We start from the raw sequence: 13,993 nt of genomic DNA on the forward strand, positions 1-13,993 counted from the left end.
CGAACGGAACACGGACATGATTAGCCCCCTGCTACGCCGCTATACCTGGAACAGTGCCTGGCTTTATAACGTACGGATCTTTATCGCGCTCTGCGGCACAACGCTGTTTCCCTGGTGGATCGGCGAAGTCAAACTGACCATCCCTCTCACCCTTGGCGTTGTTGCCGCGGCCCTGACCGACCTTGATGACCGGCTGACCGGTCGTCTGCGCAACCTCGCCATTACCCTGGTCTGTTTTTTTATCGCCTCCGCCTCTGTGGAGCTGCTGTTTCCGTGGCCGCCGCTGTTTGCCCTCGGCCTGACCGTGTCTACCATCGGCTTTATTTTGCTCGGCGGCCTCGGCCAGCGCTATGCCACTATCGCCTTCGGCGCCCTGCTCATCGCCATCTACACCATGCTCGGCGTCACACTGTACGATCACTGGTATCTACAGCCGTTGTTCCTGCTGGCGGGGGCCGTGTGGTACAACCTGCTGACGCTGTCCGGGCACCTGATTTTTCCGATTCGTCCATTGCAGGACAACCTGGCGCGTAGCTATGAGCAACTGGCTCGCTATCTGGAGCTCAAATCCCGGCTGTTTGATCCTGATCTTGAGGATGAGAGCCAGGCGCCGCTGTACGATCTGGCCCTCGCCAACGGCCAGCTGGTTGCTACGCTTAACCAAACCAAGGTCTCGCTGCTAACCCGACTGCGAGGCGATCGGGGCCAGCGCGGCACCCGCCGCACCCTGCAGTACTACTTTGTGGCCCAGGATATTCACGAACGCGCCAGCTCATCGCATATTCAGTACCAGACTCTGCGCGATCAATTCCGCTACAGCGACGTGATGTTCCGTTTCCAGCGCATGCTCTCGATGCAGGCCCAGGCCTGCCAGAAGCTCTCGCGGGCGATTTTACTGCGCGAACCCTACCAACATGACGCCCATTTTGAACGCGCGTTTATGCATCTCGACGCGGCGCTTGACCGCGTGCGCGCCAGCGGCGCGTCCGACGAGCAGATCAATGCCCTTGGGTTTTTACTCAATAACCTGCGCGCTATCGATGCGCAGCTGGCCACGATTGAATCGGTGCAAACGACCGCGCCTGCCGGGAGCAACACCGAGACGCTGTTGGCCGACGACAGACTCGGCGGGCTTAACGATATCTGGCTGCGTCTGCGGCGCAACATGTCACCGGAGTCTGCTCTCTTTCGCCACGCGGTACGTATGTCGCTGGTGCTCTGCGCCGGCTATGCCTTTATCCAGTTTACCGGGCTCCAGCATGGCTACTGGATCCTGCTGACCAGCCTGTTTGTCTGTCAGCCGAACTATAACGCCACCCGCCACCGACTGGCGCTGAGGATCATCGGCACGCTGGTGGGGGTGGCGATCGGCCTGCCCGTCCTGCTGCTGGTGCCTTCGATTGAAGGGCAACTGGTGTTGATCGTGCTCACCGGCGTGCTGTTCTTTGCCTTTCGTAACGTGCAGTACGCCCATGCCACCATGTTTATTACGCTGCTGGTGCTGCTGTGCTTTAACCTGCTTGGCGAAGGTTTTGAGGTCGCGCTACCGCGCATTATTGATACCCTGATCGGCTGCGCCATCGCCTGGGCGGCGGTCAGCTTCATCTGGCCGGACTGGAAATTTCGCAATCTGCCGCGCGTCCTGGACCGGGCGATGAACGCAAACTGCCGTTATCTGGATGCCATTCTGGAGCAGTATCACCAGGGCCGCGACAACCGTCTGGCCTATCGTGTCGCCCGCCGTGATGCCTACAACCGTGATGCCGAACTGGCCTCCGTGGTCTCGAATTTGTCGACTGAACCGCGCGCGGATGGCGCCCAGCGCGAGACCGCTTTTCGCTTGCTGTGTCTCAACCATACCTTCACCAGCTACATCTCCGCTCTCGGTGCGCATCGGGAAAAACTGTCCACCCCCGATATTCTTGCCCTGCTGGATGATGCTGTTTGTTATGTTGATGACGCCCTGCACCATACCCCCGCCGATGAACATCGGGTGCAGAAGTCTTTGACCAGCCTGCAAAGCCGGATCCAGCATCTGGAACCGCGCGCGGACAGTAAAGAGCCGCTGGTATTACAGCAGATTGGCTTGTTGCTCGCGCTGCTGCCTGAAATTTGCCGCCTGCAACAACGCGTTCACGCTCAGACAGAATAACGGCGGCTGTCCGCTAGCGGGCTCCAGCCCATTCGAGCAGCTCCTGACGCCGCAGCGTCGGGAGCGCGGCGGCGTGAACGCCGACAATCGCCCCCTCCAGCGCCAGCAAGACGTTGAGCGACAGAGAGGCGTTGTTTTCTCGTAGCCGTTGCCAGGCCTGCTGAGCGCCTACCTCCCGAAGCGTCCTGACATCCGGTATGCCCGCGTGGATCAGCTGCAATTCCATATGAAAGCTGATATTGGGTAAATCCTTCAGACGGCCCGACGCCCGTCGGTGGTTCTTTTCACGCTGCGCGCTCTGCCACGACAACAGCGACAGCCGAAAAAGCTGAGTCTCATCGCGCCACAATGCGTCGTCAATTTGATAATACTTCATCGGCACGATGCGCCCATGTCGGCGCAGCGTTAATAAAGGATTGCGATGTTCAACCCGATACGCGGCGCTCTGCTCGCAGGCCCTCAGGTAAATATCGCCCTCTGCCACCATCGCAAACACCGTATCATCAATGGCCAGGCTATAGCCGCCAAAAAGCGGACGAGAATGTAACTGACCCAGCGGCGAGACGCAGGCCTGAAATTGCGGGAACCGCGGACATACTAGTTTTCTCATGATCATTCCTTTGTTAATCATGTAATTAAACTTAAGTTGTTAACGGATCCGCTAAGAGAAAACATAAGGGACTTCCCGAACAGCAGCAAGATGATTTTCGCCGACTTTTCCACCAGAATGCGGTTTTGCGAGACGCTTTCAGAAAATCACTGACGTTGCTGCAATCAACAGGGTGGAAAGAAATCATTAGCCGGCATTAAGGATATCGTTGAGGAGAGGTGCGCATCGCTATAAATCAGACGCGGCGGGGAATGATTAAATTTCAGCCAGCAAAATGGCAAATTGCGGTTGATCTTTTCCCCAGGTAGATATACTGTATATGCATACAGTAACTACAGGCGGGATAGACTATGTTTACTTCAGCTCACGCAAATCGTTCAGCACAGGCTTCTGCTTCTGCAGGCCACTACGCTCATCGTTCTGGCGAACAGACCGCCAATGGGCTGATCAGTGAAATTGTCTATCGTGAAGATCAACCCATGATGACACAGTTACTGCTGCTACCTTTATTACAGCAGCTGGGTCAACAGTCTCGCTGGCAACTGTGGCTCACGCCGCAACAAAAGCTTAGCCGCGAGTGGGTCCAGTCTGCCGGTCTACCGCTGTCTAAAGTCATGCAAATTAGCCAGCTGTCACCCTGCCATACCGTAGACTCAATGATCCGCGCGCTGCGCACCGGTAATTATAGTGTGGTTATCTGCTGGCTAACGGAGGAGCTAACCGCGGAAGAGCATGAGCGTCTGGTCAATGCCGCCCAGGAAGGTTGCGCGATGGGATTCATCATGCGCCCGGTGAGAAATCAAGGCACGCTCGGCAGACAACTCAGCGGGCTAAAAATTCACTCAAATTTGTATCATTGAGTGAAATTAGGATTATTCCTGGAATTTTTTTTACCGATGGTAAAGACACAGCGTTTTTCAGGGACTTTTTCGCGCAATGCCTGTCACACGGGGATTTCTGCCTTTTTTCTGCGTACGAAAATCAACCATATTTGTTAAATATTGTGTACACAACCCTTTTTTTTCATATGCCTGACAGAGTTCACACTTGTAAGTTTCGAACTAAGTTGTAGACTTTACATCGCCAGGGGTGATCGGCTTACGCTGCATGTATCAGCATAGTTAACAACAAGTCACGCCCCGGGTGAAGGATTTAACCGTGAGGTCTTTTGTAACTTCATGGCGAATTTTGGATGATAATGAGGCGCAAAAAATGAAAAAGACAGCTATCGCGATTGCAGTGGCACTGGCTGGCTTCGCTACCGTAGCGCAGGCCGCTCCGAAAGATAACACCTGGTATGCAGGTGGTAAACTGGGTTGGTCCCAGTTCCATGACACTGGCTGGTACAACAGCTCTCTGAACAACAATGGTCCAACCCACGAAAGCCAGCTGGGCGCTGGTGCGTTCGGTGGTTACCAGGTTAACCCGTACCTCGGTTTCGAAATGGGTTACGACTGGCTGGGCCGTATGCCGTACAAAGGCGACCAGGTTAATGGCGCATTCAAAGCTCAGGGCGTTCAGCTGACCGCTAAACTGGGTTACCCGATCACTGACGATCTGGACATCTACACCCGTCTGGGCGGCATGGTATGGCGCGCAGACTCCAGCAACAGCATCGCTGGCGACAACCACGACACTGGCGTATCTCCGGTATTTGCTGGCGGCGTAGAGTGGGCTGTGACTCGTGATATCGCTACCCGTCTGGAATACCAGTGGGTTAACAACATCGGCGACGCGGGCACCGTTGGCGTTCGTCCGGACAACGGCATGCTGAGCGTGGGTGTTTCCTACCGTTTCGGTCAGGAAGATGCTGCACCGGTTGTAGCTCCGGCTCCGGCTCCGGCTCCGGAAGTGACTACCAAGCACTTCACCCTGAAGTCTGACGTTCTGTTCAACTTCAACAAAGCAACCCTGAAACCGGAAGGTCAGCAGGCTCTGGATCAGCTGTACACCCAGCTGAGCAACATGGATCCGAAAGACGGTTCTGCAGTTGTTATGGGCTTCACCGACCGTATCGGTTCCGAAGCTTACAACCAGCAGCTGTCTGAGAAACGTGCTCAGTCCGTTGTTGACTACCTGGTTGCTAAAGGCATCCCGGCTGGCAAAATCTCCGCACGCGGTATGGGTAAATCCAACCCGGTTACTGGCAACACCTGTGACAACGTGAAAGCTCGCGCTGCACTGATCGACTGCCTGGCCCCGGATCGTCGTGTAGAGATCGAAGTTAAAGGCTACAAAGAAGTTGTAACTCAGCCAGCGGCTTAAGTTATAACTGATGAAAAACCCGCCTCGGCGGGTTTTTTTATGCCTTCTCTCCCGCTTTTGCGGTGGTGGGCCCCATATCAGAGTAGCCTCTGACAGGCCGCCGTAAAGACTACTCTTTGCCTAACAGTTCCTGCAGATCGTGTTTCAGGCTCGACATTTTGCTGGCGTACTTCTCTTTATGCTCAGCATCCTCAATCAGCTGCACGATGGTTTCGGACAAGGTTTTACCCCGCCGCTGCGCCAGGCCGGCAAGACGCTGCCAGACGACAAACTCTAGATCGATAGACTTCTTGCGCGTGTGCTGATGCTCCGCGTTAAAATGCCGTTTCCGTCGCGCGCGGATGGTCTGCTTCATGCGGTTCATCAGCGCCGGATTCATATGCTGCTCAATCCAGGCATGCACCAGCACAGGTTCATTCTCGAGCGTCAGCAAGTCATCTACCGCAGCTTGCGCAGCGCTGGCCTCAATGTAGCGGGTAATCAGCTCACCTTCCCGGTGCTTCTTTACCAGATATTTCCATTTCCAGCCGCTTTCAAGATTTTCCAGTTGTTGATATTTCATTGCGATCTCAATGTGACCGTGTAACTCATTTCAGGATATCAGTTTTTTCCTGATGTGCTGAATATAAATCATTATTCGTGATGTGTATGGCCGGGGAATCATCGGGGTAATCATAATCCTCCGTGTGCTCAGTCGCGGCATCAGGTATAATTGCGCGCTTTACATCTAACTAAAAAACAGCGACTTTGACCATTACGAAACTGACCCGAACCGACCTTGCGCCCGATATGGAACCTTATCAGGCGCTGTTTGCCCAAGCTGATCTCTCTCAACCGGCCCCCTCCCTCTCGGGCGATCTGCAGCCGCGTCTGTTCTACGCGCTTGAGCAATTGCTGTGCACGCCGGCAGTCTGCTCCTTCATGCTGGTGAAAGCCCCCGAAGAACCGGAGTATCTGCAATGGCTGACGGCAGAAACCCGTACGCTGCATGAACCTACCGCCCCGCTCTACGGGGTCCGCTATGACGTTGACGGCGCTCGCGTGACGCTCTCCCCGGCGCAACGGGCTGAGGATAATTTTGCCAGCACCGCCCCGGTCGTCGCGGCCGATTGGGTAGAGGCGGAACAGCTGTTTGGCTGCGTACGCCAGTTTAACGGCGACATCACCCTCCAGCCAGGCCTGGTTCATCAGGCCAATGGTGGCGTGCTGGTAATCTCGCTTCGCACACTGCTGGCGCAGCCGCTTCTGTGGGTGCGCCTGAAAAATATGGTGACCCGTCAGCGGTTTGACTGGCTCTCCATCGATGAGTCGCGCCCGCTGCCGGTCAGCATTCCCTCCATGCCGCTGAGCCTGAAAGTCATGCTGGTCGGCGAACGCGAATCGCTGGCGGATTTCCAGGAAATGGAACCAGAGCTTTGCGCTCAGGCGATCTACAGTGAGTATGAAGACACTTTGCAGTTTGCTGACGCCGAGACGCTGAAAGCCTGGTGCCAGTGGGTATGGCAAAATGCCCAGCAGCTGACGCTGCCAGGTCCGGCGGCCGACGCCTGGCCACTGCTGATCGATGAGGGGACGCGCTACACCGGCGATCAGGAGACCCTGCCACTCAGTCCGCTATGGATAGCCCGCCAGCTGCGAGAGGCCGCCGCGTTCTGCGAAGGCGAGGAGATTACTGGCGAAGAAATGCAGACGATGCTGGCACGCCGGGAGTGGCGTGAAGGCTACCTCGCAGAACGAATGCAGGATGAAATCCTGCAGGAACAGATCCTGATTGAAACCGAAGGCGAATGCGTCGGGCAGATCAACGCCCTGTCGGTGATTGAATTCCCCGGCCATCCGCGCGCATTCGGTGAACCTTCGCGCATCAGCTGCGTCGTGCACATTGGTGATGGCGAGTTTATTGATGTCGAACGCAAAGCCGAGCTCGGCGGCAATATTCATGCGAAAGGCATGATGATCATGCAGGCTTTTCTGATGTCCGAGCTGGAGCTGGAGCAGCAGCTTCCGTTCTCCGCTTCGCTGACCTTCGAACAGTCCTACAGTGAAGTGGACGGCGACAGCGCCTCCATGGCTGAACTCTGCGCCTTAATCAGCGCGCTGGCCAATGTGCCGATTAATCAGAGCATTGCGATTACCGGTTCCGTCGACCAGTTTGGTCGCGTGCAGCCGGTCGGCGGTCTGAACGAAAAAATTGAAGGTTTCTTCACTATCTGTCAACAGCGCGGGCTAACCGGTAAACAGGGCGTCATTATCCCTGCGGCCAACGTGCGTCATCTCAGTCTTAGCCATGAGCTCCGTCAGGCCGTTGCCGAAAACCAGTTTGCCATCTGGGCCATTGACGATATTACCGAAGCGCTGCCGATGCTGACCCAACTGATGTGGGACGGTGAAGGGCAGACGCTGCGACAAACCATTCAGGAGCGGATAGCGCAGGCGACCCAGCAAGAGACTCGCCATCGTTTTCCGTGGCCGCTACGCTGGTTAGGTGGGACAAGTTCTAACTGATCGGACTTGTTCAGCTTACACGTGTTAGCTATCCTGCGTCCCGAACTTAAAATAAGGCTTACTGAAAACATGGTAGATAAACGCGAATCCTATACAAAAGAAGATCTTCTTGCCTCTGGTCGTGGTGAACTGTTCGGCGCGAAAGGCCCGCAGTTGCCAGCACCAAACATGCTGATGATGGACCGCGTCATCAAAATGAGCGAAACCGGTGGTAACTATGACAAAGGTTATGTTGAGGCGGAACTCGACATCAACCCGGACCTGTGGTTCTTCGGTTGCCACTTCATCGGCGATCCGGTGATGCCGGGCTGCCTGGGCCTGGATGCGATGTGGCAGCTGGTCGGGTTCTATCTTGGCTGGCTCGGCGGCGAAGGCAAAGGCCGTGCGCTGGGCGTTGGCGAAGTGAAATTCACCGGTCAGGTTCTGCCGACCGCGAAAAAAGTCACCTACCGCATCCACTTCAAGCGCATTGTTAACCGTCGTCTGATTATGGGCCTGGCGGATGGCGAAGTGCTGGTTGACGATCGTCTGATCTATACCGCGAACGATCTGAAAGTCGGCCTGTTCCAGGATACTTCCGCTTTCTGATAATTATCGGCAGCGATTAAAAGGCGAAGCCCCCGCTATGCGGAGGCTTCTTTTTTAAAGAGACAGTGTCAGGCCGTTAGTACCCTGTCCTCCATGGCTTCTCGCCAGCCTCCCAGCCACCATGAGCGTTGATTCAAGCTCTGGTATGGACACATTTCTTTCGATCTCCCCGCGATACCCGCTTGATATCCACGTTGATGTGCCCGTTCCAGGCGATCTCGTTTTTGTCTCTTCATGCCTCGTTTCCCTCATTCTTTGATCTGGTGGAAAAGAAAACAGTGGTCGCAAATTGTGCAGCCACGGGTTACGAATACCGCGAAATGAAGACAACGTCAATGCGCAAAATTCACGCCAGTGTCATATTTGTGACCTATATAAGAGTTCATTTTTTGTTCATTCGGCGCAACGCTCGGTAACGAACTGACCTGGCAAAAAAAATGCCGCGCGGCTCAGATGAACCGCGCGGCATATCACTTTTATGAAATTTACTTATGGCAGACGGTTAAGCTCGCCGGCAATGGCCACCGCCTCCTGACTCCATGCCTGGGCCAGGGTCTTCACCATCGCGTCATAGCCATCCTGCTGCTGCTTGAGCACGATGTTAAACGGGCGCTTAATCAGCTGTCCCTGATGCTTCAATAGCCACTCGCCGCTGACGATAACCCGCCCGTCGTAGCGCCCGTGAAAGCCATTTACCGCCACATTGAGCGTATCCTGCTCGCTGCCCAAGGGTTGGGACGACACTACCCAGCCCGGCAACTGCTGGCTGAGGTTTGCCACCAGCGTAGTACGCAGCTGCTGGTCCAGCGGGCTGGCCCACAGATTATTATTGGCGATTACATACTGCACATCGGTGGTTTGATAGACCACTCCATTGCCCGCCAGATAATCCGGGATGCTGACCTGCTCAACCCACAGCAGACGTGCCCCCTGGCTGGCGGCGCTCTGCGCGCCGCCTTGCACCACCGGCAACTGGTAATATGTTTTGCTCTCACCGCCGCTACTGCACGCCGTCATCACGCAAACGGCTGCCACCAGTAACCATTTTTTCATTATTTCGCTCCCTTCGGCTGTGGGTCTTTTTTATCCTTCGCCTCAAATACCAGCGCATTGCTCTTATCATTGAGCGTTTTCAGGACCGGCTGCAGCTCACGCAGCACCTGATCCAGACGCTGCATATCGGCCACCATCTTATTGTAGGCCGCGGAGCCCGGCTGGAAGCCCTGCATGCTGCGGTTCAGCTCGCGCAGCGTCGTCTGCATATCGGCAGGTAGCTGCTGCATCGACTGACTGGAGGTGATCTTATTCAGACTATCCAGCGTGGTCTGTACATGCTGCATGGTCTTCTCGCTTTGCGCCAGCGTACTGGTTGCCTGTTCCAGTAGCGGATTGAGCGGCAGGTTATTGATTTTATCCAGCGCATCCATCAGACGCTGCTGGATCTGCGCCAGTCCACCGCTAATGGTCGGGATAATCGGATAGCCGTTAAACTCCTGAATTTTCCCACGCGGCGGCGCTTTCGGATAGAAGTCGAGATCGATATACAGCGCGCCGGTCACCAGGTTACCGGTTTTCAGCGAGCCGCGCAGTCCGCGGTTGATCAGATCGTCAATGTGAGCGCGAATATTCGGATCGCCGCCGAGCTGATTGACCAGACGCTGCGGTTCAACCCGCACTTCCACCGGAATGCGATAGTCATCGTTCAAACGCTGCTTCAGCCCAGGAATAAAGAACGGCACTTTGCCGACGGTTCCCAGACGGATGCCGCGGAACTCCACCGGAGCGCCGGGCTGCAGGCCACGAACCGAGTCTTTGAAGAACATCACGTAATCGATATGCTCGGTAAAGACCGAATCCTGGATGCTCTTCTGATCGTCAAACAGGTGATATTCCGTTTTGTTCGCCACCGGCTCGCCGAGGTCCAGTCCTTCCGGAATATCGAAGCTCACCCCGCCGCCAAACAGCGTCGACAACGAGCCCATCTCGACGCGCATCCCCGCCGCGGTCAAATCAACGGCGATCCCGCTGTCCTTCCAGAAGCGAACGTTAGTGGTCACCAGGCGGTCATTAGGCGCGTTGATGAACAGCTGATAAGTGATATGACGTTTCTGCGCATCAAAGGTGCTGGTTTCCACCGACCCCACGCGATAACCGCGGAACAGCACCGGGTCGCCTGGCGACAGCTGGCCTGCCTTGCTGCTTTCCAGCAAAATCCGGATCCCCTTGGCATCCGGCGAGGCCAGCGGCGGAGAATCCAGCAGCGGATACTGCGCCGGCACCGAACCTTTCGACCCCGGCTGCAGTTCAATATAGGCCCCGGACAATAATGTCCCGAGACCACTGATCCCCTCGCGCCCTACCTGCGGTTTCACCACCCAGAAGACGGAATCGTTATGCAGTAATTTCTGCATGCCGGAATTGAGGCGAGCTTTGATTTCCACGTGGGTTAAATCGTCGGTCAGCGTCGCGCTCTCTACCACCCCAACATCCACGCTGCGGCTCTTGATCCGGGTTTTTCCCCCTTCAATGCCTTCCGCGTTAGTGGTGATCAGCGTGACCTCTGGTCCCTGATGGCTGTAATGATAAAACAGGATCCACGCTCCGATCAGCGCAGTGACGATAGGGAAGATCCACACCGGTGACCAGTTCTTCACCTTCTGCACTTTCGCTTCTCCGCTCTTATTTTCCATGTTGTTGTATTTCCTCATGGCTTGAATCTGGCTCACGATCCCACAGTAAACGGGGATCAAACGTCATCGCTGAAAACATGGTCATCACCACCACCAGCGCAAACATGACCGCGCCGATGGCGGGATAGATATTCATCAACCCTCCCATGCGCACCAACGCAGAGAGCACGGCGATAACAAAAACGTCAATCATTGACCAGCGGCCAACAAATTCCACCACTTCATAAATCAGATGCATGCGTTCCGAATCGCGCGCGCCGTTGCCGTTAGCATTCCAGCACAGCCAGGCGATAGCGATCATCTTCAGCGTCGGCACCATAATACTGGCGATAAAGATCACCAGCGCCACCGGATAGGAGCCCTCGCTCCACAGTAACACCACCCCGGCCATAATGGTCGACGGCATTTTATCGCCCAGCAGATCGGTGATCATGATCGGCATAATATTGGCGGGAAGATAGAGAATAAATGAGGTCACCAGCAGCGCCAGCGTCCACTGCAGGCTATTTTTACGCCGCGCCGTCCCTTTGCTGTGACAGCGCGGGCAGACGGTCTGGTCGGCCGGTAACACCGCCGTGCAGCAGCCGCAGGAGCGCAGCCCCTGGCGGACCCCGGCTACCCCGACCTTCAGCGGCTGGGTAATCGCCGGCATAGGGGCAATATCATCCCATAGCCAGCGGCGGTCGACGCACTGGAAGGTGCGTAACTGCAGCAGGCAAAACATGCACCAGGGAATAAAGCTCAGGCCGATGCCGATATCGCCGTAGGCCATCAGTTTGACGAAGCTCACCAGCACGCCGGCAAGAAAGATCTCCGCCATGCCCCAGGTCTTGAGGTGAAACAAAATGCGCGCCAGAAACGCCTTCAGCCCAGCGGGCATCCTGACCCGATTGACCAGCAGCAAAATGGTGACCAGACAAAAGGCCGGTACCAGTTGTACAAAGAGCAAAAAGAAGGTGCCGAGGCTGGCGTAATCCTCGGTAAACAGCACGTTGGGAATTTCCAGCAGCGCTATTTCGCTGCTGATGCCACCCACTTTCATATAGATAAAAGGAAAGAGGTTGGCCAGCAGCAGCATAAACAGCGCGACCAGCGCGTAAGCCGTGGGACGCTGGCGAGGCGCGTCCCACGTGGTGGTTAACGTTGTACCGCAGCGCGGGCAGGCGGCTTTCTGGCGATGCTCAAGCTGCGGCAAAGCCACCAGCAAATCACATTGGGGACATAAAATATGTCGCGCAGCATGATGGTGATCGCACATGACAACTCCTCGGCTCAGGCGCCGTTCTTTAATCCTTCGAGATATTCCCAGCGTTCAAAGGCGGCTTCCAGCGCCTGCTCCGCTTCGGCCAGCTGCGCCAGCACTTGCTGCGTACGATCGTGCGATTGGCCAAAGAAGTCAGGATCGGCTACCTGCTCCTGCAGCGTTTGCAGTTCGGCCTCAAGCGTTTCCAGCTTCTGCGGCAGTTGCTCCAGCTCGCGCTGCAGGTTATAGCTTAGTTTGTTCCCGCCGCGTTTGACAGTTTCTGCTTTTGGCTGAGCGACTTCCGTCGTTTTTTTAACGATCGTCTGCTTTTGCGCCAAAGACTGGGCCTGCTGACCGCGGGCGTCGTGATAACCGCCGACGTACTGACCAATATGGCCGCCGCCTTCGAAGATCCAGCACTCGGTCACGGTATTGTCAACAAACTGACGATCGTGGCTAACCAGCATCACGGTGCCCTGATAGCCATCGATCAGCTCTTCCAGCAGCTCCAGCGTTTCGACATCAAGGTCGTTTGTCGGTTCATCGAGAATCAATAAGTTACTGGGTTTCAGGAACAGTCGCGCCAGCAGCAGACGGTTACGCTCCCCGCCGGACAGCGCGCGGACTGGCGTCATCGCCCGTTTCGGATGGAACAGGAAGTCCTGCAGATAGCCCAGCACGTGCCGCGGCTTACCGTTAACCATCACCTCTTGCTTACCTTCGGCGAGGTTATCCATCACCGTCCGGTCCGGATCCAGCTCTGCACGGTGCTGGTCGAAGTAGGCGACTTCCAGCTTGGTGCCAACGTGGATCCGCCCGCTGTCGGCCTGCAACTGGCCAAGCATCAGCTTCAGCAGCGTGGTTTTCCCGCAGCCATTGGGGCCGATCAGGGCAATCTTATCGCCGCGCTGGATTTGCGCGGAGAAATCTTTCACCAGCACTTTGCCGTCAACCTGATAGTTGACGTTCTCCATTTCGAAAACGATTTTGCCGGAGCGCGAAGCCTCTTCCACCTGCATCTTCGCACTGCCCATCACTTCCCGGCGCTCGCCGCGCTCGCGACGCATCGCTTTCAGGGCACGAACGCGGCCTTCGTTGCGGGTACGACGCGCTTTAATCCCCTGGCGGATCCACACCTCTTCCTGGGCCAGCTTGCGGTCGAATTCAGCATTCTGCAGCTCTTCAACCCGCAGCGCTTCTTCTTTATCCAGCAGATACTGATCGTAATTGCCCGGATAGGTCACGAGCTTGCCGCGATCGAGATCGACGATGCGCGTCGCCATGTTGCGGATGAAGGAGCGGTCGTGCGAAATAAAGATAATGGTGCCTTTAAAGCTTTTCAGGAACCCTTCCAGCCAGTCGATAGTTTCGATATCGAGGTGGTTCGTCGGTTCATCCAGCAACAGCACGCGCGGCCCGCTGACCAGGGCACGGCCCAGCGCCGCTTTACGCAACCAGCCGCCGGAAAGCGAAGCCAGCTGCGCGTCGGCGTTAAGACCAAGCTGCTCGATCACTTCATTGATGCGGCTATCCAGCTGCCACAGGCCCAGGTTATCCAACTGTTCCTGCAGACGGGCCAGTTCATTTAAATTTTTGTCGCTCGGGTCGGTCATCACCTGATGCGAAACATCATGGTAGGCCTTCAGGTAAGCGGCCTGTTCGGCGATCCCTTCGGCGACGAAATCGTACACCGTACCGGCAACGTTGCGCGGCGGATCCTGCTGCAGACGCGCGACGATCAGATCCTGTTCATAAATAATACGCCCGTCATCCAGCCCCTGTTCACGGTTAAGGATCTTCATCAGGGTCGATTTACCGGCGCCGTTGCGCCCAACCAGACAGACGCGTTCGTTATCTTCGATATGCAGTTCAGCATTATCCAGCAGCGGCGCATCGCTGAATGAAAGCCAGGCGCCGTGCATACTAATCAGTGACATTCT

At 55.9% G+C, this 13,993-nt stretch carries 12 protein-coding genes; 5 read left to right on the forward strand and 7 right to left on the reverse strand.

Going from position 1 to position 13,993, the window contains the following annotated elements:
* Positions 1-16 precede the first annotated feature (16 nt).
* Positions 17-2,152: a YccS family putative transporter gene (yccS, locus tag HMPREF3142_RS26275; RefSeq protein WP_008805895.1), complete on the forward strand. Its 2,136-nt coding sequence runs from the start codon at positions 17-19 to the stop codon at positions 2,150-2,152.
* Positions 2,153-2,165: 13 nt separating this feature from the next.
* Here yccS and HMPREF3142_RS26280 read toward each other — a convergent pair whose 3' ends face one another.
* Positions 2,166-2,762, reverse strand: coding sequence for a TfoX/Sxy family DNA transformation protein (locus HMPREF3142_RS26280; protein WP_012542296.1), 597 nt, complete (start codon positions 2,760-2,762; stop codon positions 2,166-2,168).
* Between the two features lie 350 nt (positions 2,763-3,112).
* Here HMPREF3142_RS26280 and sulA point away from each other — a divergent pair, with 350 nt between their 5' ends.
* Together sulA and ompA are read left to right on the forward strand one after the other, a co-directional pair.
* Entirely contained in the window at positions 3,113-3,622 is a 510-nt protein-coding gene (gene sulA / locus HMPREF3142_RS26285) for an SOS-induced cell division inhibitor SulA (RefSeq protein ID WP_008805893.1), read from the forward strand.
* 352 nt (positions 3,623-3,974) lie between these two features.
* Entirely contained in the window at positions 3,975-5,027 is a 1,053-nt protein-coding gene (gene ompA, locus HMPREF3142_RS26290) for a porin OmpA (protein ID WP_008805892.1), read from the forward strand.
* A gap of 109 nt (positions 5,028-5,136) precedes the next feature.
* Here the strand turns inward: ompA and matP are convergent, their stop codons facing one another.
* A complete protein-coding gene (matP, locus tag HMPREF3142_RS26295; protein ID WP_008805891.1) occupies positions 5,137-5,589 on the reverse strand; it encodes a macrodomain Ter protein MatP in 453 nt (150 codons plus the stop codon).
* A gap of 185 nt (positions 5,590-5,774) precedes the next feature.
* On the opposite strand from matP, the gene HMPREF3142_RS26300 reads away from it, so the two are divergent.
* Both HMPREF3142_RS26300 and fabA read left to right on the forward strand, forming a co-directional pair.
* Positions 5,775-7,532, forward strand: a complete 1,758-nt coding sequence (locus HMPREF3142_RS26300) for an AAA family ATPase (RefSeq protein ID WP_064170867.1) — start codon at positions 5,775-5,777, stop codon at positions 7,530-7,532.
* A 69-nt stretch (positions 7,533-7,601) separates the two neighbouring features.
* Positions 7,602-8,120, forward strand: coding sequence for a bifunctional 3-hydroxydecanoyl-ACP dehydratase/trans-2-decenoyl-ACP isomerase (fabA, locus tag HMPREF3142_RS26305; protein ID WP_012542300.1), 519 nt, complete (start codon positions 7,602-7,604; stop codon positions 8,118-8,120).
* A 68-nt stretch (positions 8,121-8,188) separates the two neighbouring features.
* Here the strand turns inward: fabA and rmf are convergent, their stop codons facing one another.
* The 5 genes from rmf to HMPREF3142_RS26325 all read right to left on the reverse strand — a co-directional run bounded on the left by rmf (position 8,189) and on the right by HMPREF3142_RS26325 (position 13,990).
* Entirely contained in the window at positions 8,189-8,356 is a 168-nt protein-coding gene (gene rmf / locus HMPREF3142_RS28745; RefSeq protein ID WP_002898396.1) for a ribosome modulation factor, read from the reverse strand.
* A gap of 253 nt (positions 8,357-8,609) precedes the next feature.
* Positions 8,610-9,173 (reverse strand): membrane integrity-associated transporter subunit PqiC, encoded by a 564-nt coding sequence (gene pqiC / locus HMPREF3142_RS26310; protein WP_008805888.1) that lies wholly within the window; start codon positions 9,171-9,173, stop codon positions 8,610-8,612.
* Entirely contained in the window at positions 9,173-10,810 is a 1,638-nt protein-coding gene (pqiB, locus tag HMPREF3142_RS26315; protein ID WP_008805887.1) for an intermembrane transport protein PqiB, read from the reverse strand. Before pqiB ends, pqiC begins: the two co-directional genes overlap by 1 nt.
* Positions 10,800-12,068 (reverse strand): membrane integrity-associated transporter subunit PqiA, encoded by a 1,269-nt coding sequence (pqiA, locus tag HMPREF3142_RS26320; RefSeq protein ID WP_064170866.1) that lies wholly within the window; start codon positions 12,066-12,068, stop codon positions 10,800-10,802. Before pqiA ends, pqiB begins: the two co-directional genes overlap by 11 nt.
* Before the next feature lie 14 nt (positions 12,069-12,082).
* A complete protein-coding gene (locus HMPREF3142_RS26325) occupies positions 12,083-13,990 on the reverse strand; it encodes an ABC transporter ATP-binding protein (protein WP_012542303.1) in 1,908 nt (635 codons plus the stop codon).
* Positions 13,991-13,993: the final 3 nt, after the last annotated feature.

This window comes from Klebsiella sp. HMSC16C06 (assembly GCF_001808325.1).
Taxonomy (GTDB): Bacteria; Pseudomonadota; Gammaproteobacteria; order Enterobacterales; family Enterobacteriaceae; genus Klebsiella; species Klebsiella variicola.

Excerpts from the sequence above, each read along its gene's own strand:
- yccS (WP_008805895.1), top strand. The coding sequence starts at position 17 with ATGATTAGCCCCCTGCTACGCCGCTATACCTGGAACAGTGCCTGGCTT.
- HMPREF3142_RS26280 (WP_012542296.1), bottom strand. The coding sequence starts at position 2,762 with ATGAGAAAACTAGTATGTCCGCGGTTCCCGCAATTTCAGGCCTGCGTC.
- sulA (WP_008805893.1), top strand. The coding sequence starts at position 3,113 with ATGTTTACTTCAGCTCACGCAAATCGTTCAGCACAGGCTTCTGCTTCT.
- ompA (WP_008805892.1), top strand. The coding sequence starts at position 3,975 with ATGAAAAAGACAGCTATCGCGATTGCAGTGGCACTGGCTGGCTTCGCT.
- matP (WP_008805891.1), bottom strand. The coding sequence starts at position 5,589 with ATGAAATATCAACAACTGGAAAATCTTGAAAGCGGCTGGAAATGGAAA.
- fabA (WP_012542300.1), top strand. The coding sequence starts at position 7,602 with ATGGTAGATAAACGCGAATCCTATACAAAAGAAGATCTTCTTGCCTCT.
- rmf (WP_002898396.1), bottom strand. The coding sequence starts at position 8,356 with ATGAAGAGACAAAAACGAGATCGCCTGGAACGGGCACATCAACGTGGA.
- pqiC (WP_008805888.1), bottom strand. The coding sequence starts at position 9,173 with ATGAAAAAATGGTTACTGGTGGCAGCCGTTTGCGTGATGACGGCGTGC.
- pqiB (WP_008805887.1), bottom strand. The coding sequence starts at position 10,810 with ATGGAAAATAAGAGCGGAGAAGCGAAAGTGCAGAAGGTGAAGAACTGG.
- pqiA (WP_064170866.1), bottom strand. The coding sequence starts at position 12,068 with ATGTGCGATCACCATCATGCTGCGCGACATATTTTATGTCCCCAATGT.
- HMPREF3142_RS26325 (WP_012542303.1), bottom strand. The coding sequence starts at position 13,990 with ATGTCACTGATTAGTATGCACGGCGCCTGGCTTTCATTCAGCGATGCG.